General features: G+C 64.2%; 16 protein-coding genes and 1 pseudogene. 6 read left to right on the top strand and 11 right to left on the bottom strand.

Annotated elements, in window-relative coordinates:
* Window positions 1-74: 74 nt before the first annotated feature.
* Together EHW12_RS13610 and EHW12_RS13605 are read right to left on the bottom strand one after the other, a co-directional pair.
* Window positions 75-1355, bottom strand: a complete 1281-nt coding sequence (locus EHW12_RS13610) for a solute carrier family 23 protein (protein WP_020907537.1) — start codon at window positions 1353-1355, stop codon at window positions 75-77.
* 75 nt (window positions 1356-1430) lie between these two features.
* A complete protein-coding gene (locus EHW12_RS13605; RefSeq protein ID WP_050655800.1) occupies window positions 1431-3104 on the bottom strand; it encodes a putative PEP-binding protein in 1674 nt (557 codons plus the stop codon).
* A gap of 191 nt (window positions 3105-3295) precedes the next feature.
* On the opposite strand from EHW12_RS13605, the gene EHW12_RS13600 reads away from it, so the two are divergent.
* The 4 genes and pseudogenes from EHW12_RS13600 to EHW12_RS13585 all read left to right on the top strand — a co-directional run bounded on the left by EHW12_RS13600 (window position 3296) and on the right by EHW12_RS13585 (window position 7497).
* Window positions 3296-4063 carry a DeoR/GlpR family DNA-binding transcription regulator gene (locus EHW12_RS13600; protein ID WP_003942134.1) on the top strand — a complete coding sequence of 256 codons (768 nt, stop codon included), beginning with the start codon at window positions 3296-3298 and terminating at the stop codon, window positions 4061-4063.
* Window positions 4060-5054, top strand: a pseudogene (locus EHW12_RS13595) (1-phosphofructokinase family hexose kinase). Before EHW12_RS13600 ends, EHW12_RS13595 begins: the two are co-directional and overlap by 4 nt.
* Window positions 5055-5072: 18 nt before the next feature.
* Window positions 5073-7142: a fructose-specific PTS transporter subunit EIIC gene (locus EHW12_RS13590; protein WP_007735189.1), complete on the top strand. Its 2070-nt coding sequence runs from the start codon at window positions 5073-5075 to the stop codon at window positions 7140-7142.
* A 97-nt stretch (window positions 7143-7239) separates the two neighbouring features.
* Window positions 7240-7497: an HPr family phosphocarrier protein gene (locus tag EHW12_RS13585; protein ID WP_003942144.1), complete on the top strand. Its 258-nt coding sequence runs from the start codon at window positions 7240-7242 to the stop codon at window positions 7495-7497.
* Window positions 7498-7536: 39 nt separating this feature from the next.
* Here the strand turns inward: EHW12_RS13585 and EHW12_RS13580 are convergent, their stop codons facing one another.
* From EHW12_RS13580 to EHW12_RS13550, 7 genes are all read right to left on the bottom strand, one after another.
* Window positions 7537-8862 carry an alpha/beta hydrolase-fold protein gene (locus tag EHW12_RS13580; RefSeq protein WP_241199161.1) on the bottom strand — a complete coding sequence of 442 codons (1326 nt, stop codon included), beginning with the start codon at window positions 8860-8862 and terminating at the stop codon, window positions 7537-7539.
* A 56-nt stretch (window positions 8863-8918) separates the two neighbouring features.
* Complete coding sequence (locus EHW12_RS13575) at window positions 8919-9908, bottom strand: hypothetical protein (protein ID WP_232508937.1); 990 nt, start codon at window positions 9906-9908, stop codon at window positions 8919-8921.
* Between the two features lie 10 nt (window positions 9909-9918).
* Entirely contained in the window at window positions 9919-11394 is a 1476-nt protein-coding gene (hflX, locus tag EHW12_RS13570) for a GTPase HflX (protein WP_003942213.1), read from the bottom strand.
* Between the two features lie 75 nt (window positions 11395-11469).
* Entirely contained in the window at window positions 11470-12339 is an 870-nt protein-coding gene (gene dapF, locus EHW12_RS13565; protein WP_125050991.1) for a diaminopimelate epimerase, read from the bottom strand.
* A 32-nt stretch (window positions 12340-12371) separates the two neighbouring features.
* A complete protein-coding gene (locus EHW12_RS13560; RefSeq protein WP_003942243.1) occupies window positions 12372-13043 on the bottom strand; it encodes a class F sortase in 672 nt (223 codons plus the stop codon).
* Window positions 13044-13127: 84 nt separating this feature from the next.
* The gene (miaA, locus tag EHW12_RS13555) at window positions 13128-14063 is read right to left on the bottom strand and encodes a tRNA (adenosine(37)-N6)-dimethylallyltransferase MiaA (RefSeq protein WP_007735177.1); all 936 of its coding nucleotides are present in this window, start codon (window positions 14061-14063) and stop codon (window positions 13128-13130) included.
* Window positions 14051-14812, bottom strand: coding sequence for a class III extradiol dioxygenase subunit B-like domain-containing protein (locus EHW12_RS13550; RefSeq protein WP_125050988.1), 762 nt, complete (start codon window positions 14810-14812; stop codon window positions 14051-14053). The genes miaA and EHW12_RS13550 overlap by 13 nt, the downstream gene beginning before the upstream one ends.
* Before the next feature lie 139 nt (window positions 14813-14951).
* On the opposite strand from EHW12_RS13550, the gene EHW12_RS13545 reads away from it, so the two are divergent.
* Window positions 14952-16337, top strand: a complete 1386-nt coding sequence (locus EHW12_RS13545) for a DUF349 domain-containing protein (RefSeq protein WP_003942193.1) — start codon at window positions 14952-14954, stop codon at window positions 16335-16337.
* A 94-nt stretch (window positions 16338-16431) separates the two neighbouring features.
* Here the strand turns inward: EHW12_RS13545 and EHW12_RS13540 are convergent, their stop codons facing one another.
* The gene (locus tag EHW12_RS13540; protein ID WP_003942155.1) at window positions 16432-17022 is read right to left on the bottom strand and encodes a hypothetical protein; all 591 of its coding nucleotides are present in this window, start codon (window positions 17020-17022) and stop codon (window positions 16432-16434) included.
* The gene (gene miaB / locus EHW12_RS13535) at window positions 17019-18566 is read right to left on the bottom strand and encodes a tRNA (N6-isopentenyl adenosine(37)-C2)-methylthiotransferase MiaB (RefSeq protein ID WP_125052596.1); all 1548 of its coding nucleotides are present in this window, start codon (window positions 18564-18566) and stop codon (window positions 17019-17021) included. Before miaB ends, EHW12_RS13540 begins: the two co-directional genes overlap by 4 nt.
* A 231-nt stretch (window positions 18567-18797) precedes the next feature.
* Here miaB and gluA point away from each other — a divergent pair, with 231 nt between their 5' ends.
* On the top strand, window positions 18798-19526 hold the full coding sequence (gluA, locus tag EHW12_RS13530; RefSeq protein WP_007735175.1) for a glutamate ABC transporter ATP-binding protein GluA: 729 nt from the start codon (window positions 18798-18800) through the stop codon (window positions 19524-19526).
* Window positions 19527-19545 lie beyond the last annotated feature (19 nt).

The following is a 19545-nucleotide window of genomic DNA, read 5'->3' as shown; positions in this document are numbered from 1 at the left end:
CACTGCCTCCGACGGTAGAACCTGTTGCGATACCCGTCGATGACCCGAACGATCACGATTCGTGACTGTAGCGGTTATCTGTTACTCGAAGTACGGAATTTGGCTAGGTATCGCATGATCGGGTAGGCGACCAGGATGCCGATCGACCCCCAAGCGATGCCGCCCAGCTCGACCGAACCAATGGTCAGCGTCAGGTTCCCGATGCCGGCAACCAGTGCGGCAGCGGCGACGGTCAGGTTGACCGGATCGGTGAAGTCCACCTTCGCTTCCATCCAGATGCGCACACCGAGAATGCCGATGAGTCCGTAGAGAACCATCGTCGCACCGCCGATGACGCCGTTCGGAACCGTGAAGACCAGTGCACCGAATTTGGGCGAAAATGCCAGGATCACGGCGGTGGCGGCCGCTACCCAGTACGCCGCGGTCGAGTACACACGCGTCGCTGCCATGACCCCGATGTTCTCGGCATACGTGGTGGTTCCGGATCCGCCGCCGGCGCCCGCCAAGGTCGTGGCGAGACCGTCTGCAAACAGCGCATTGCCGGCCAGATCATCGAGGGACTTACCCGTCATGGCGGACACCGCCTTGACATGTCCGACGTTCTCGGCGACCAGAACGATCACCACGGGCAGCGCGAGCACGATCACCGACCAGTCGAACGACGGTCCGTGCAGACTCGGCAGCCCGAACCAGTCGGCTTCGCGCAGAGCGGACACTCGTTCACTGTCGAGACCACCGATGACCGCGGCGAAGACCCAGCCGATCACGACGCCGACCAGAATGCCCAACCGGCCGAGCAGCCCGGGACCGACGACCGTGACCAGCAGGATCGAAACGAGCGTGACCGTGGCGATCAGCGGCTGCGATTCGAAGGAACCGACCGCCGTCGGAGCGAGGTTGAGACCGATCAGCGCGACGACGGCGCCTGTCACTACCGGCGGCATGACGGCGTCGATGACCCGGCTGCCGATCAGACGTACGGCGACGCCGATCAACATCAACACGATGCCGACGGCCATGACGGCACCGAGCTGCGCGGCCGGGCCCGATCCTGCCGACGCTGTCAGCGGGGCGATGAACGCGAAGGACGAACCGAGATAGCTCGGGATCCGGCCCCGGGTGATGAGCAGGAACAGCGCGGTGCCGATACCCGAGAACAACAGCGTCGTCGTGACGGGGAAGCCGGTGATGGTCGGAACGAGCAGTGTCGCTCCGAACATCGCGATGACGTGCTGCATCCCGATCCCGATGGTGCGCGGCCAACTCAGTCGTTCGTCCGGCGCCACGACGGCGCCGTCGGCGATCCGCTTGCCGTCTCCGTGGACAGTCCAGCCGATTCCGCCGGCCCCGGTCATTGTTTCTCGTTCGATCACAGGTCGAAATACTAGAGGTCAGGCGCTCGGTCTCCGACCGAGACCAACGAAACCAGTTCAGCTGATTGCGTCGGCCGCCGCTTTGCGCGCTGCCACCGGATCACCGGTTGCCAGCACCGCCGCCGCAGCCGCCTCACATTGCGCCATGGTGACTGACCCGACCTTCGCTCCCACACCCGCGACCGACGCCGCAGCGCACGACAGCGAGGAAACTCCGAGTCCGGCCAGAACACACGCCAACAGTGGATCGGCGGCCGCCTCACCGCAGACGCCGACGCGCTTGCCTGCCGCCTGACCGGCCTGGGCCGTACGTGCGACAAGGGCGAGCACCGCGGGCTGCCACGGATCGGTCAGGTCGGCGAGTTCGGAGGACATCCGATCAGCGGCCATCGTGTACTGAGCGAGGTCGTTGGTACCGATCGAGAGGAATTCGACGTGTTCGAGAATCTGGTCGGCCAACAGCGCCGCCGCCGGGATCTCCACCATCACACCGGGAACAAGATCGCGTGCCCGCACCGCATCGGCAAAACGTTTCGCCTCGGCCGGGGTGGCGATCATCGGTGCCATGACCCACGGGGACGAGTTGGTCGACGCCGCGGCTGCCGCGATCGCGTCGAGCTGGCGGTCGAGAATTCCCATGTCCTGCCAGGCGATTCGGACCCCACGAACGCCGAGTGCCGGATTCGCTTCCTCTTGATGGTTGGCGAATTTGAGCGGCTTGTCCGAACCCGCGTCCAACGTGCGAATGATGACCTTCTTTCCTGCGAAGGCCTCGAGAACTTCGGCGTAGATCGCCGCCTGCTCGTCTACGGTCGGTTCGGTCTCACGGCCGAGGAAGCAGAGTTCGGTCCGGAAGAGCCCGATGCCTCCCGCTGCGGTCAACGCCGCGGCGCGAGCGCCCGCGCCGTCTTGAACATTGGCGAGAACGTCTACCGGCCGACCGTCCGACGTCCGGCCTGGTCCGGTCCAAGTGCTGACGCGTTCGCGATCGATCCGGGATTGTTCGACCAGTTCGCGCGCCTGTTCGGGATCCGGCTCCGCGATCACGTCGCCGGTGGTTCCGTCGATCAGAATCGGTGTTCCGGCCGCGATGGATTCCAATTCCTTCGCAGCCACGATGCACGGGATGCCCAACTGCCTCGCGATGATTGCCGTGTGGCTGGTCGGGCCGCCGAAGATGGTCACGAGTCCGATGATCTTGGTTGCATCGAGGCCCGCGGTGTCCGCAGGAGCCAGATCGTCCGCGCACAGCACCGACGGCGTCTCGGGCATCGGAACTCCGGGTTCGGGCAATCCGGAGAGTTCGGCGATCACGCGGTCGCGGATGTCCTCGAGATCGGTGACGCGCTCGGCCATCACACCGCCGACCTTGGTGAACAGCACCACGAACTGCTCCGTCGCCGCGATCGCAGCCTGCACCGGGGGCACTCCGCCGGCGATCGACTTCTTTGCCGCCCCGATCCAGCCGCGATCGGCTGCCATCGCTGCGTTGGCCTGCAAGACCTCGGCGGCCGCGCCTGTGGCTTCGGCAGCCCGTCCGAGAAGGCGGTTCTCGACAGCCTTCGCTGCTGCGACGAAGGCGTCTGCAGCGGCCTCTCGATCGGCCTCGTCGAGTGCGGGCGCATCGGTGACGAGTTCTGGTCGGCTGGACGGCCAGATAGCCGGGCCGTAGGCAATTCCGGGCACGACGGGGGTGCCGTGCACGGTGATTCGGTTGAGCTGTTCGGTCATCTGTCCTCCTTGAGCGATGGGCCCGGTGTCACACCGGATCACCTCGAGCGCGTAAAGCCCTCACCTTCGTTGTGACGAAGATTACTCCCAAGCCTTGACATGTCAACACACTCGGGCGTAAAACAACATAAAGCAACATTCACTGTGATCCACAACGCACCGTCGGATCACATTTCGGAATCGGAGAGCACGTGTACGCGGAAGAACGCCAACAAGCGATCGGCACCATGGTGTCGCAGCGCGGACGCATGTCCGTGGCGGCGCTGTCGGAGACCTTCGGTGTGACCACCGAGACCGTGCGTCGCGATCTGGCCTTCCTCGAGCGGATCGGACAGATCAGGCGTGTACACGGCGGCGCCGTTCCGACCGGATCCCTCCATGTGACCGAACCGGGCATGGCGGAACGCGATCAGACCCGCGCGCAACAGAAGGACCGGATCGCCCGCTGCGCGGTCACCTATCTCCCTCCTACCGGCGGCAGCGTCATCTTCGACGCGGGCACGACTACGGGCCGCATGATCCCCGAACTACCGACCGAGAACGACTTCACGGCCGTGACCAATTCCGTGCCGATCGGCGCACGACTGGCATCGATGAACTCGATTTCCCTGATCCTGCTCGGCGGACGAGTACGCGGGGTGACGCAAGCCGCGGTCGGCGAGGACGCTCTGCGCCTGCTGAGCACGTTGCGGGTCGACGTCGCCTTCGTCGGAACCAACGCGATCAGCGTCGGGCACGGACTCTCCACCCCGGACAGCGAAGAGGCCGCCGTCAAACGAGCGATGGTCAAGGCCGCCAATCACGTTGTCGTGGTGGCCGATTCCAGCAAAGTCGGCCGCGAGCACTTGATCAGCTTCGCACCACTCGACAGCATCGACGTCCTCATCACCGACGAAGAGATCAGTCCCACAGACACATCCGAGTTCCACGACCACGGAATCGAGGTGGTGATCGCATGATCGTCACACTGACAGCCAACCCGAGTATCGATCGGACCGTACAACTCGAGCAACGGCTCGAACGAGGCTCCGTCCTACGCGCCCACTCCACTCGCAGCGACCCCGGCGGCAAGGGGTCAACGTGGCGCGTGTTCTCGCCGCAGCCGACCTCGACGTGCTCGCGGTGCTACCGGGAAATGGTGGCGATCCCTTGCTCTCGGCGCTCGCAGCCGGTGGGATTCCCCACATCGGCGTCGCCACAACGGGTCCGGCTCGCACCAACATCACCATCGCGGAACCGGACGGGACCACGACGAAGATCAACGAACCCGGCGCAACGCTGTCCGGTTCGACGCTCGACGCCCTGGCACAGGAGTTGATCGCCCGCGCCGATACCGCACTGTGGTTCGCGCTGTCCGGCTCACTGCCTCCCGGCGTTCCGCTGGGGTGGTACGGCGAACTTGTCGCGGCGCTGCGCGATCACCCGTGCAAGGTGGCGGTCGACACCTCGGACGCCCCACTGACAGCACTCGCCGAAGGCTTCCCCGGCTCGGCACCCGACCTGCTCAAACCCAACGGCGAGGAACTCGCGCAACTGACCGGCGTCGACGGCCACGTCCTCGAACGTGCTGCCGAGAACGGTGATCCCGGGCCTGCGATCACGGCGGCGCAGCGATTGGTCGATCGCGGCGTCGGCAGCGTGCTCGCCACGCTCGGCGCAGCCGGTGCCGTCCTCGTCACGGCCGACGGCGCGTGGATCGCCACCGCTCCCCCGATTGTCGCAGTCAGTACCGTCGGCGCAGGCGATTCGTCGCTGGCCGGCTACATCCTCGCCGAAGCGGGCGGCGGCTCGGAATCCGAGCGGCTACGTCACGCGGTCGCCTACGGAAGCGCCGCTGCCTCCCTTCCCGGCACAACCCTTCCCACACCCGAACAGATCGATCTGGCAGCGGTTTCGGTATCTGCAGCAGATGCCGCCTCTCCCATCCCCGTCCCCACCGAACTCGCCTGACGCCCTAAGGAACCTGACATGTCCGATACCACCGCAGCCGGCAGTTCCGGCCCGGAGATCATCAGTCCCGAACTGATCTCACTCGACACCGACCTGGGTTCGACCAAGGAAGATGTCATTCGTTCTCTCGCAGCGCGATTGACTGCAGCAGGACGGGCGAGCGACGCCGCGGGACTGGTCGATGCCGCACTCGCTCGCGAAGCGCAGTCCGCGACCGGACTGCCCGGCGGAATCGCAATTCCCCACTGCCGCGCCGAGGCTGTCTCGTCCGCGTCCCTGGGGTTTGCTCGACTCGATCCGAAGGTCGACTTCGGTGCACCCGACGGCCCCGCCGATCTGGTCTTCCTGATCGCGGCACCCGAAGGCGCCGGGGCCGAGCACATGAAGCTGCTCTCCTCCTTGGCCCGAGCACTCGTCAGGCCCGCGTTCGTCACGTCACTTCGTGAAGCGTCGACGCCGGACGAGATCGTGAGACTGGTCGACGAGGTACTCAATCCCGCACCGAAGGATCCTGCAGCAAAGGCTGCGGCAGCGACACCCCCGGCACCTGTTTCCACCGGGAAACACGCTACCGAGGAGACCCCGGCACCAGCGCCCGCGGAGCGTCACATCGTCGCGGTCACCGCCTGCCCGACCGGAATCGCTCACACCTACATGGCGGCGGACTCACTCGTCGCCGCGGGTGAACGCGCCGGCATCAAGGTTCACGTCGAAACGCAAGGTTCAAGCGGAAGCACCCCCCTTGACCCTTCGGTGATCGCGGGAGCCGCCGCGGTCATCTTCGCCACCGACGTCGGAGTGAAGGGCCGCGAACGATTCGCCGGTAAGCCCGTCGTCGCTTCCGGTGTGAAGCGGGCAATCAACGAGCCGGACAAGATGCTCGCAGAAGCGTTGCGCGCCTCCGAGAATCCCGCCGCCGCCACCGTTGACGGCACCGCCGCAGCGGCCGCGGATTCCGATGCCGGTTCCGTAGGGTTCGGCACCCACCTCCGTCAGGTCCTCCTGACCGGTGTCAGCTACATGATCCCGTTCGTCGCGGCCGGCGGTCTGCTGATCGCACTCGGCTTCCTGCTCGGCGGATACGAGATCTCCGGTCCGGCCAAGGACATCGTTCTCAACAACTCGATCACCAACCTTCCCGACGGTGGTCTGGCCACCTATCTCGGCGCAGTGCTGTTCCAGATCGGTTCGTTGGCATTCAGCTTCCTGGTGCCCGCGTTGGCCGGCTACATCGCCTTCGCCATCGCCGACCGGCCTGGCATCGCTCCCGGCTTCACAGCCGGCGCGGTCGCCGTGTTCGTCGGTGCCGGTTTCATCGGCGGCTTGGTCGGTGGTCTCATCGCCGGTGTCGTCGCGCTCTACATCGGCCGGATCGCCGTCCCGCAGTGGCTGCGAGGCCTGATGCCGGTGGTAATCATCCCGCTGTTCGCGACGCTGGTCGTCGGAGCACTGATGTTCATCGTCCTCGGGCGTCCGCTCGCCGCGATCACCTCCGGTCTCACCGACTGGCTCAACGGACTGTCCGGCAGCTCGGCCATCTTCCTCGGCATCATTCTCGGCCTGATGATGTGCTTCGACCTCGGTGGACCGGTCAACAAGGCGGCTTACGCCTTCGCCGTCGCCGGACTCAACGTCAACGACCCGGCCACTTTGCGCATCATGGCGGCTGTCATGGCTGCCGGTATGGTTCCGCCGCTTGCCATGGCACTTGCCTCGACGGTGCTGCGTCCCAAGCTCTTCAGCGAAGCCGAACGGGAGAACGGAAAGGCTGCCTGGTTGCTGGGTTCGGCATTCATCTCCGAGGGCGCGATTCCGTTCGCCGCTGCCGACCCGCTTCGCGTGATCCCCTCGATGATGGCGGGCGGCGCGGTCACCGGCGCGCTGATCATGGCTTTCGACGTCACTCTCAGCGCCCCGCACGGCGGGATCTTCGTCTTCTTCGCAGTCGGCGGAATCGGCTGGTTCCTGGTCTCGCTCGCCGCGGGAACCGTGGTAGCTGCGCTCGCCGTCGTCGGAGCCAAGGAGTTCTTCCGCAAGGGGCCGTCCGATGCCGAACTCGACCCCGAAATCGTGCCCGCTGCGGCATGATCGACAGCAGGCAACACTGCAGTCACCACCTGAGTCACCAGATCTGCCCGAACACCCCATAACGTCCGCAACGACAGTTCTACAACGAGGAGATCCCATGCCCAGCAAGACAGTTGCCGTCGGTTCCGCAGTCGGCCTCCACGCCCGCCCCGCCGCTCTCATCGCCGAAGCAGTCGGAGCCTCCGGCGCCACGGTCACCCTCGCAGTCGCCGACGGCGAACCCGTGGATGCAGGTTCGGCACTGATGATCATGACGCTCGGAGCCGCCAAGGACACCGAAGTAACCATCGAGTCCGACGACGCCGACGCACTCGCCAAGGTCGCCGAGCTGGTAGCCGCTGATCTCGACGCCTGACCTGATGTCAGTCGGTGCTGTCTAGCGGGCCGGACACTCTCACGGAGTCAGTGCGAGTGTCCGGCCCAGCCAGTCCATTTCGAGTTCCAGAGCAGTGCCCCACACATCACCCGAGTGCCCGCCGGGAAGGGTGTAGTAGTCCACGTTCATGTCGGCGGCGCGTGCAGCCTCGAACATGATCTCCTGCTGAGGGCGGTAGATGTCGTCGTCCTCACCCGCGACAAATACACCCGACAACTGCGGATACCGATTCTGCGCCATCAGGTCTCGGGCGTTGACCGCGTCGAACGCGCTTTCGTCACCGTCGAACATGGCCGCCACGGTGTCCTCGTGATCACCGGTCGACGGTTCGTCCTGCCCGGAGAAGTCCAGGAACGACGGGTATCGGTCCGGGAAGTTCACGGCCATCTCGATCGCGCATGTCCCGCCGTAGGAGAACCCACCGATAGCCCATTGCGCAGCGTCCGGATTCACTTGAAGGTTCGATTCGATCCAGTTCGGAACGTCCTGGTCCAGATACGTCGCGACGTTGCCGAGCGCAGAATCCATGCAGCCGGGGTTGGCGTCGTAGTCCCCCAACGCGTCGGGCACCACCACGACGGGAGCAAGCCCTGAATGCCTCGACGCATAGGCGTCGACGGTGGTCGCGAGCCGGCCACTGTCCAGCCAGTCGCTGGGGCTGCCGGGCTCGCCCGCCACCAACACCAGTACGGGCAACTCGGCACGCGGATCGGCAAGATAGGCCGGCGGGAGATACAGCGTCGCAGGCCTCGCGTCGAATCCCGAAACGTTTCCTGGAATCGCCGCTTCCGTCACGACACCGTTGCTCGGCATCCGCACCGGAACCTGCCAATGAGTTTCGGTGGGCAGTCCCCGTTGTACCCAAGGTTCGGCCCCGGGGAGCGAATCGAAGGCAACGTTCTCGACCGAGCCCACCGGCCAGTGCCCGACCAGTGAGCCGAGTGTGGGATAGGTGCCGGTCTGCGCGTTGACCTGACCTACTGCGACGATCGCGGCCAGCCCGGCGAATGCCGTCACCGAAAGGCCACGCGCAAGCCCTGGGCGCCGAAGGAGAACGAGTGCGGCGCCTATGACTCCGAACATCGCCAGCGCTATCCAGACAAAATTCGACGCCGGTAGCTGCGCGGGCAGCGGCCGAAAGCTGAGCCACACGAACGTCGCACCGGTGGCTGATCCGAGCACTGACAGACCTAGCGCAACCAACGCGGCCCTACGCGGCAACCACCTAAGCAGAAGCAACGTGCCGACGCCGACGATGACGGAACCCACGAGCAGCACTGCGGTGATGTGTCCGTGCTCGAGTGACATACGCGAGAGCCGCGTCAGGAGTTGATGCCCGTGCATTCGTTCCAGTATCCACATCTACCGGCGGTCTGCGAATTCGTGGAATTATTTGGGAATCAGCGGCGTCGTCGAAATCTCACGAACGCCGCGCCCCCGATCGCACATCCTGCCGCGACCAACCCGGCCCACACGAATGTCCACGGATCGACCCCGACACCGACCGAACCGTCAGACGAGTCAGCCGTCGCTTCTGTCGCGTCCACGAGCGCTCGCATCACGTACACCGGCGGCAACGCTCCGCCGGCAGATTCAGAACCGATCAGAACATCGCCCGCATCGTTGAATGCCACCGCCTCACCCTGAGGCTCCTTCGGGAGCGGGATCCGCAGCGGTTCGGTACCGGTGAGCGTCGCGCCGATTCCGCCGTCCACGACTTCGTACAGGTACAGGTCGGAGTAACTCCGAAGTGCGATCGCCGAACCGTCCGACGACACCGCTCCCCCGGTGAACATCACCGACACGGGCTTCTCCGGTCCGAGGGACACGGCTCCGACGCGCTCGAGCGGCGTCGGGCCGGGCTGCGCCAAGTCACTCAGTTTCTGATCCCCGACCGGTGTGTAGACACTGCTTTCGCCGAACAATTCCTTGGTCACGACAAAAACATGGCCGTCGGGATCTAGCAGTATCGACTCGGTGTCGTGCGCACCGTCCGGGTACGTGAGGCGGTGCAACGTACCGTCACCGGAATCGAGGTCCATCGTGATGAACGCCACTGTTTCGCGGGTCCGGAGGTTGTCACCGGTGTCCGACAGAACGAGCGTTCGCCCACTCACCGCAAGATCTTCGACGTCGTAAGGATCTATCGGGACCGGAATCTGTTTCTGGACAACACAGTTCAGGTCCATTTCGAATACGAAGTCGTCACTGCCGCCGTCGCCCATCGCGTAGATCCGATCGTCGACGACGACCATCCCCGACAACTCCTGGAGCGCAGGATCGGTAGGCGTACAGAGTGGGGCGAACTCGCTCGGTTCGAACGACGACGCCTGTGCGAGCGCTCCGGGAAGCAGTGCGGTTGCCGTAGTCGCAGCAATCACCGCGACCACGGCCCCGAAACTACGCACTAGGTGCGTACTCGACCAATGCCGAGGCCAACATCTGTGGCACGCGTGCGTGCACCCGCGTTCCCGCCTCTTCGTGAGTCGATTCCAAAATCGTTCCGTCCGAGTGGATTCGAGCCATCAAGTCACCGCGCGTGTACGGCACCAGCACGTCGACCTCGACCTCCGGCCGAACCAGCACCTCGCTGAGATGTGCTCTTAGTTCGGCGATTCCCTCACCCGTCCGCGCCGAGACGAACACGGCACCAGGCAACAGACCACGTAGTTGCGTCAACGTAACCGGATCTGCCGCGTCGATCTTGTTGACCACGATCAACTCCGGCGGAGCCTTCGAATCCGTCTCGCGCAGAACATCGGTGACGACTTCCCGAACAGCCTTGATCTGTTCTGTCGGCAACGGATCCGAACCGTCGACGACGTGCAGCAGCAGATCCGCGTCGGTTACTTCCTCGAGAGTCGAGCGGAATGCCTCGACCAACTGAGTCGGCAGGTGTCGCACGAAGCCGACCGTGTCGGTGAGAACGTACTCGCGGCCGTCGTCGAGTGCTGCGCGGCGAGTGGTCGGGTCCAAGGTGGCGAACAACGCGTTCTCCACGAGCACACCCGATCCGGTGAGCGAATTGAGCAGACTCGATTTGCCCGCGTTGGTGTATCCGACGATGGCGATCGACGGGATGTCGCTCTGCAATCGACGTGTGCGCTTGGTGTCGCGAGCGGCCTTCATGCCCTTGATCTCGCGGCGTAGTTTTGCCATGCGCTCACGAATACGGCGGCGGTCCGTCTCGATTTTCGTTTCACCGGGACCACGCAGACCCACACCGCCGTTACTGCCGGCACGGCCACCGGCCTGGCGCGACATCGACTCGCCCCAACCACGCAGACGCGGGAGCATGTACTCCATCTGAGCAAAAGCGACCTGCGCCTTACCCTCACGCGAAGTGGCGTGCTGAGCAAAGATGTCGAGAATGAGGGCCGTCCGGTCGATGACCTTGACCTTGACGATCTTCTCCAGCGCCGTGAGCTGCGCCGGCGTCAGCTCACCGTCGCAGACGACGGTGTCGGCACCGGTCGCCAGCACAACTTCGCGCAGTTCCTGCGCCTTGCCCGAACCGATGTAGGTGGCAGCGTCAGGTTTGTCGCGACGCTGAACCAGTCCTTCGAGGACCTCGGAGCCGGCCGTCTCGGCAAGTGCGGCCAACTCGGTCATGCTCGCCTCGGCCTGCTCGGCAGTTCCCTGCGTCCAGACGCCGACCAGGACAACTCTTTCGAGTCGAAGCTGGCGGTACTCGACTTCGGTGACGTCCTCGAGCTCGGTCGACAGACCGGCCACGCGGCGCAGGGCGCCGCGATCTGCGAGTTGCATCTCACCGGTCGACGGGTTGCCCGATGCGGACGCTGCCGTGTATTCGGCTTGCGCGTACTCGGACTGCTCGTGAGCGGTGGACTCTTCGTTTTCATGTGTGTTCGTCATACAAGATCCATGGTCCCACGAAACCTGGCCACGGTGCATCCGTATTTCCTGCAGGCGTATTTCCCGCGGGCGATATCACACGAGCGATTGCCACCAGGCATCGCTGATCGTCCCGTTCGCCACCAGAACCGAGGGCCCCCGCAACGACCCTTTGCCGCCTTCGACGGTGACCTGTACCTCGCCGCCGAGCACGCGCACCAGTACCGAGCCTTCATCGCGGCCGTCGTACCTCAGCGCCGCGGCCGCCGCTGCGACCGTTCCGGTTCCGCAGGAACGAGTCTCGCCCACACCACGCTCGTGTACGCGCATGTGGACCCCACCGTCGTGGATCGGCGTCACGATCTCGATGTTGACCCCGTGCGGGAAGAACCCGGGATCGAAGCCCGGAGAAACACTCAAATCGAGCGCACTCAAAACTTCTGCCGTCACGTGCTCGTCGACACACGCCAAATGCGGATTACCGACGTCGATGCCGACGCCGGCGAAGACGCGGCCGTCGATTGTTGCCGAACTGGTGCCGAGGTCCTTGATCGGGCCCATCGCCACAGTCACGTCACCATGTGTGGCGTCGTAGCCGTGCACCACGACCGGACGCGCTCCGGCGCGGCTGCCGACCACGAACTCGTCCTTGCTCTCCAAGCCCGAGGCCTTGAGATAGTGGGCGAATACGCGAACGCCGTTTCCGCACATCTCGGCGATGGAGCCGTCGCTGTTGCGGTAGTCCATGAACCAGTCTTCGGCAGCGACGCCGTCGGGCAGCGCACCGAGCACGCCCGCGTCCGCAAGTGCGCCTGCCCGGGCGACACGAAGGATGCCGTCGGCGCCGAGGCCACGCTGACGATCACACACCGCTGAAACTCGCGCCGGCTCGAGATCGATCCGAACGTCGAGGTCAGGGAGAACAACGAAGTCGTTCTGCGTGCCGTGGCCCTTACTGAAATCCATGGTCGCCATCCTATCCGGACCTACCGAGCGACTTACGCAGGTGACGCGGTGACCACGACGTTCTGTTCGTACGTGAATCCAGACGGCAACGAGGGGTCGGGCACGGTTGCGCCGCCGCAGGTCACCAGGACAAGCCTGGGCGCACCGGATTCGGAGAAGAACTCCGCAGGCAAAGCCACCTTTTCGTACAACTTCAGGCTCGCTGCGTGATAAGTGAACATCGTTCCGGTGTCGTCACTGACATAGATCGGTGTTCCAGGCTTCATCTGGTGCAGCGCCCACAAGGCGCCGTGCGTGCGGTCACCGTCGTCGACGTGGCCGGCAACAAGATTGGTACCCTCCGAAGATCCGAACTGCACGCCGTTGGTGAAATGCGAAACCTTGTCAGGATGCGGAAGGATCATTCCGCGGTTGGCGCCGAACCCACTGGTCACGATGTCGGCTCGCACATCCAGATCGGGAATCGCGAGCGTGTTCGGCGGCAGATCCGTTGGCGCAGGCGCCCACGTCGCCCCTGGATCGGTTGGGGCTCCCACATCGAAGGGCGCTTCGGGAACAGGTGCGCTGATGGGCTTCCCGGCCGCACTCACCGCAAAGTAGATCAGCACCCCGCCGACCGTGAGAAATGTGACGAGCAGAAGAACCAGCGGTAGCCGACCCGCGCGTCGACGTTTCGGATGCGCGTGCGCCGCGGTCTGCGCCATGCTCGTTGACCTCCAGTTCATCGCTCGCGAAACCGATCGATCGCGAAATAGCTAACTGCAAGATAGCTGATCCGCTCGATCGTGTTACAGACCGCGATCTGCGAGCGCCGCGAAGGCGGAGTTGGGCAGCTCCGGATCGGCACCGTCGAGCCAGTGCACGCGTGCGTCACGACGGAACCATGATCGTTGTCGGCGAACATAGCGCCGTGTCCCGATGAACGTCCGTTCGAGTGCTTCGGCCAGATCGTATTCACCGTCGAAATGTGCGAGCACCTGTGCGTAGCCGATGGCTCGCGGCGCGGTGACGCCATCACGCAATCCTTGCTCGACGAGCACGGCAACTTCGTCGACAAGTCCGTCTGAAAACATCAGCTCTGTTCGCAACCGAATCCGGGCGTCGAGTTCTTCCGTATCCCGATCCACGCCGAGAATGCGGGTTCCCCATCGAGGGTCACCGATCTGCGGCGCCGAGGCCGCGAACGGCAGACCTGTCAGCTCGACGACCTCGAGCGCCCGAACCATCCGCCGACCGTCCGTCGGCAGTATCGACGCCGCTGCTACCGGATCAGCAGCAACAAGCGCCGTATGCACCGCACCGACCCCTCCTTCGGCGAGCACCGCCTCCCACTTCGCACGAACCTCGGGATCGGTTGCCGGAAAGGACCATTCGTCGAGCAAAGACTGGACGTACATCATGGATCCGCCGACGATCACCGGAACCTTGCCCGCCGCGATCAGATCCTCGGCGATCGCGATCGCGTCGCTTTGATAACGCGCGACGGTGGCGGTCTCCTTCACATCGAGAACGTCGAGCAGGTGATGCGGAATCCCACGGCGCTCGGCCGGTGTCAGTTTGGCGGTCCCGATATCCATGCCGCGATAGAGCTGCATCGCGTCGATGTTGATGATTTCACCGCCGAATTCCTCGGCCAGTGCCAGCGCGAGATCGGACTTTCCCGACGCTGTCGGACCGACAACTGCGATCGGGCGAAGTTCTTCAGGGACGTTCACGGCCGCCACGTCCCGACGTGGTAACCGACGCCGAACGGCGCATCGCTGTAGTCGACCGTCGCGCGAGGATGGGCCGACCGAGACGAGCCCGTAAAGACACCGGCCAGGACCTGCCACGCCGCGCGCCCCTGGGCTCCGACACTGCGGCAGAGCCGGGGATCGAGAGCAAGAAGCGCCTCCGGGTCACCGGCCGTCAGGGCGTCGTCGATGGCCGACTGCACACCCGCGGCGCGCTCGTCGAAGCTTCCTGGCGCCTTTGCCGTCAGCGTGGACGCACCGTCAGCAACGATCAGAAGCCCTTGCGGTCGGTTGTCGCTGTCGAGTTGCTTGCGCAGCTGCTGCCCGAATTCACGACATTCATTCGCCGACGCCTTTGCACTGACGACGTGCATGTCGACGGTTATCTCCACGTCTGTTCGGCCACGCAGCCAGCCGGCAACAAGGGCGCACAGTTCGAGAGATGGCATCGGTTCGCCTGCCGCATCCGCGTCCAGTGACGTCCGGACATCGGCGCCGAATCCAGCGAACGTACCGATCTGCCCACGTCCGACGCCCGATCGCCAGAGTTCGCCTGCTGCTTTCTCGGGTTCTGCATTCTCGGAGTCGACGCCGACGCCCACCCAGTGCACCGCCTCGTGAGCGAGCCGGCGCACGGCGGCTATCGCTGTAGCGCGCACCTGAGCGGACTCGGCCGAATCACCGGACAATTCCGGCACGAGTAACGGCGCCGAGGGGACGAGAACAGCGGAAGTCAACACAGTTGCCACGCTAGTCGACCCCGAGGTGGCGACCTCACACCCTCTTACCTGATTCAATAGTCGGAGAACGTGAGTACCGGGTTCAATGGAACCAGGAATGCGATCAGGCAGCCGTGACGCGCGGCAGAGACGAGGACCGATGACCGAGAACAGTGAACCCACCACCGGCGCCGACAGCAGTTCGGCCAGCCCGAGCCCGGCAGCACCCAAACCCGGCGCTCCCAAACCTGGTGGACCACGCCCCGGTGCGCCCCGCCCCGGAGCACCTCGCCCCGGACCAGCAGCCTCGCATGCCGTCACCGCCGCACCGGCCAGCGACCCGAGCAAGTTCGGACGCGTCGAGGAAGACGGAACCGCCTGGGTGAAGACCGCTGACGGTGAACGTCAGATCGGTTCGTGGCAGGCCGGCGACGCCACCGAGGGCCTCGCCCATTTCGGTCGTCGCTACGACGACCTCGCGACCGAGGTCTCGCTACTCGAGGCGCGACTGACGTCGGGCGCCGGAGACGCCAAGAAGACCAAGGCTGCCGCCATCGCTCTGTCCGAATCCCTCTCGACCGCTGCAGTGATCGGTGACCTCGACGCTTTGGCTCGCCGACTCGACGTGATCGTTGCCGGTTCCGACGAGGCCGCAGCGCACGCGAAGGAAGAGAAGGAACAGTCGCGCGCGGCAAGCACCGCCCGCAAGGAGGCCCTCGCAGTCGAGGCCGAGCAGATCGGCTCGGAGTCGACCCAGTGGAAGACCGCGGGTGATCGACTGCGCGAGATTCTCGACGAGTGGAAGACGATTCGCGGAATCGACCGCAAGGTCGACGACGCACTGTGGAAGCGTTACTCGAAGGCTCGTGAGTCCTTCAACCGACGACGTGGAGCCCACTTCGCCGAACTCGACCGGGATCGTGCGAGCGCCCGTTCGACGAAGGAAGAACTGGTCGAGCGCGCCGAGAAGCTGTCGACCTCCACTGAATGGGGACAGACCGCCGGGGAATTCCGCGATCTGCTCAGCGAGTGGAAGGCTGCCGGCCGCGCACCGCGCGAGGCCGACGACAACCTGTGGAAGCGCTTCAAGGGCGCTCAGGATGTGTTCTTCGCCGCGCGCAACGCTGCTGCATCCGAGCGCGATGCCGAATTCGAGCAGAACGCGGTTGCAAAAGAGGAGCTGCTCGCTGCCAATGCGAACATCGATCCGGCGCACGGACTCGAGAACGCCCGCGCAGCGCTTCGCGACCTGCAGGAGAAGTGGGACGCGATCGGCAAGGTGCCGCGCGACCGAATGCAGGAACTCGAAGCGAAGCTCCGGGCCATCGAAACCAAGGTGCGCGACGCGGTCGACGCCGAGTGGCGTCGCACCGATCCGGAAGCACTTGCCCGGGTCGCGCAGTTCAAGGAGCGGGTGAGCCAGTTCGAGGAGCAGGCCGCCAAGGCTCAGGCTGCCGGCAAGACGAAGGACGCCGAGAAGGCTCTCGCTCAGGCCAAGCAGTGGCGTGAGTGGGCCGAAGCTGCCGAAAGCGCCGTCAACGAGTAATCGACGACGAGCTGTAAAGACAACAAAAACGCCGGCTGACTCCGAAAGGAGTCAGCCGGCGTTGTCTTGTGCTTTGGATGGACGGCCTGCTGTGTCAGCCGACGTTCCATTCCTGATGCTTCTCGGCTTCGGCCGCAGCGATCCGGCGTTGCTCCTCGGCGGCGAGCTGAATGTTGGTTCGTGTCCAGACCACCTTGAGCCAATGGAACGTCAAGAACACGACGGCAAACCATCCGATGATCAGCCCGATCGACGGTCCTGCCACATTGAAACCGGCGGGAATGGTCTGACGCGACCAGACGGCCATCATGCCGAGAGCGCTCGCCACGGCACTGCCGGCGAGTGCGACCCAGGCCAGACTCCAACGCCGCGTGACCAGCGCGAGCATCGAGAATCCGATGCCGAAGATGACGACGAACCACACGAACAAGCGTGAGAACAGTGCAATCCGTTCGGTTTCCGCGTCCTGGTTGTACGCGAGCACATCCCAGCCGTTCGCAACTCCCGCATGGGGCAGTGCAAGGGTGCCGACCAGCACGAGCACCGCAACCGCGACAACCATGGCGCGCACACCCGGATCGATTTCTCCCGCGACCTTGCGTTCCGCGTCGTCGAGATCCTTGCGGTAGCCCTCGAAGGCGTCGTCGCCCGGCTGTGGTGTCGTGTTCTCGTGTTGCGAGGTCATGCGTTGCATCCCATCTGGACGGGTTGTGGGGCCGGGGCACCGATCTTCGGTAGTCCGAGACCTACGCCGATGGGCGGGGTCTTGGGTGTGATGCCCTTTTCGAACGAATCACCGGCGCGGGTCCGACGGTGCGTGAGCACTCCGTCATCTGCCACGAGGTGATGAGGGGCTCCGTGGGTGACGACGACCGTCACCACGTCACCGGGTCGGATTGTGCCGTCGAGGTTTCCCTCGGGGCGGAAATGCACCAGGCGGCCGTCTCGCGCGCGACCACTGAGACGTTGAGTCGCCGCGTTCTTCCGACCCTCCCCCGCTGCCACCAAGAGTTCGACCTCGGTGCCGACGAGCTTGCGATTTTCCTCGATGTTCACTTCTTCCTGAACGGCGAGCAATCGCATGTAGCGTTCCTGGACAACCTCTTTGGGAAGCTGATCGGCCATCTCCGCCGCCGGCGTGCCCGGGCGCTTGGAGTACTGGAAGGTGTAGGCGTTGGAGAATCGCGCCTTACGCACGACGTCCAGCGTCTCCTCGAAATCCTCCTCCGTCTCCCCCGGGAACCCGACGATGATGTCCGTGGTGATGGCGGCGTGCGGCATTGCGGCGCGCACCTTCTCGATGATCCCGAGGTACTTCGACTTGCGGTACGAGCGCTTCATCGCTTTGAGAACCTTGTCCGAACCGGACTGCAACGGCATGTGCAGCTGCGGGCAGACGTTGGGAGTGGTTGCCATCGCTTCGATGACGTCGTCGGTGAACTCTGCCGGGTGCGGCGATGTGAACCTGACCCGTTCGAGGCCGTCGATGTGTCCACATGCCTTCAAGAGGGCGGCGAAGGCTCCGCGATCGCGCGGTTGTTCCGGATCGGCGAACGACACGCCGTAGGCATTGACGTTCTGTCCGAGCAGGGTTACTTCCGAGACACCCTCGTCGACGAGTGCCTGCACCTCGGCCAGGATGTCGCCGGGACGTCGATCCACTTCCTTGCCACGCAGGGCCGGAACGATGCAGAACGTGCACGTGTTGTTGCAGCCCACCGAGATGGAAACCCAACCTGCATAAGCAGATTCGCGCTTGGCTGGCAGTGTCGACGGAAACGCCTCGAGTGCGTCGAGGATTTCGACCTCGGCGCGCTGATTGTGACGCGCACGGTCGAGCAGCGCGGGAAGCGAGCCGATGTTGTGAGTGCCGAAGACGACATCGACGAACGGCGCCTTCTTGACGACGGTGTCACGATCCTTCTGCGCCAGGCACCCGCCGACCGCGATCTGCATGTCGGGGTTCGCCTCCTTGTTCGGGGCGAGCTGGCTGAGGTTGCCGTACAACTTGTTGTCCGCGTTCTCGCGGACCGCACACGTGTTGAAGACGACAAGATCAGGATCGGTTCCGGTCTCCGCCTTCGAATACCCGGCGTCCTCGAGCAGACCGGACAGTCGCTCGGAATCGTGGACGTTCATCTGACAGCCGTACGTCCGCACCTCGTAGGTGCGAACAGACTTCGCCGTCGGCTCCGGAACTGCAGTCGGCTCCGGAAGTGCAGGGGACATTTCGTCGATCAGTGACACGCTTCAGCCTAGCTCACGTCCACTACGACGTGTAATAACGCCCTGATAAACAGCCGAAACGCGACATAAACGTCGTCACAGTAAAATTTCCATTACATATGGCAAGAACCATGGCGAAATCACGGGCGTCGACGCAAACTACGCCTAAGGTTCTCGTTTATGACCCAAGCCGACGATGCGACGACGCCGACCACCTCCGGCGATTCCACATCCATGATTTCGATGACCTCGGTGAACAAACACTTCGGGGAACTTCACGTCCTGCAAGAGGTCAATCTCGAAGTACCCAAGGGCCAAGTGGTGATCGTCCTTGGTCCGTCGGGCTCCGGTAAGTCGACTCTGTGCCGCACCATCAATCGCCTGGAACCCATCGACTCGGGCACCATCGCCGTCGACGGCAAGACGCTCCCCGAGGAGGGCAAAGCACTTGCCGCACTTCGTGCCGACGTCGGGATGGTCTTTCAGTCCTTCAACCTGTTCGCACACAAGACGATTCTCGAGAACGTCATGCTCGCACCGATGAAGGTCCGCAAGGCGAAGAAGGACGAAGCCAAGAAGACGGCGCAGGCATTGCTCGAGCGCGTCGGTATCGCCAATCAGGCCGACAAGTACCCGGCGCAGCTTTCCGGCGGTCAGCAACAGCGTGTCGCGATTGCTCGCGCTCTTGCGATGCAGCCGAAGGTGATGTTGTTCGACGAGCCCACCTCCGCTCTCGACCCCGAGATGGTCAACGAGGTCCTCGACGTCATGACTTCCCTCGCCAAGGAAGGCATGACCATGCTCGTGGTCACGCACGAGATGGGATTCGCCCGCAAAGCCGGCGATCGTGTGCTGTTCATGGCTGACGGCCAGGTCGTCGAAGACACCACGCCCGAAGAGTTCTTCACCCATCCCAAGTCGGATCGGGCCAAGGACTTCCTCGGCAAGATCCTCACTCACTGATCACAGTCCCCTCCGACAG

Origin of the sequence: Rhodococcus sp. NJ-530 (assembly GCF_003860625.1) — a bacterium.
GTDB classification, from domain to species: Bacteria; Actinomycetota; Actinomycetes; order Mycobacteriales; family Mycobacteriaceae; genus Rhodococcus_F; species Rhodococcus_F qingshengii.
The sequence above is the reverse complement of the archived record's forward strand: the minus strand, read 5'-3'. Positions and strand labels throughout refer to the sequence as shown.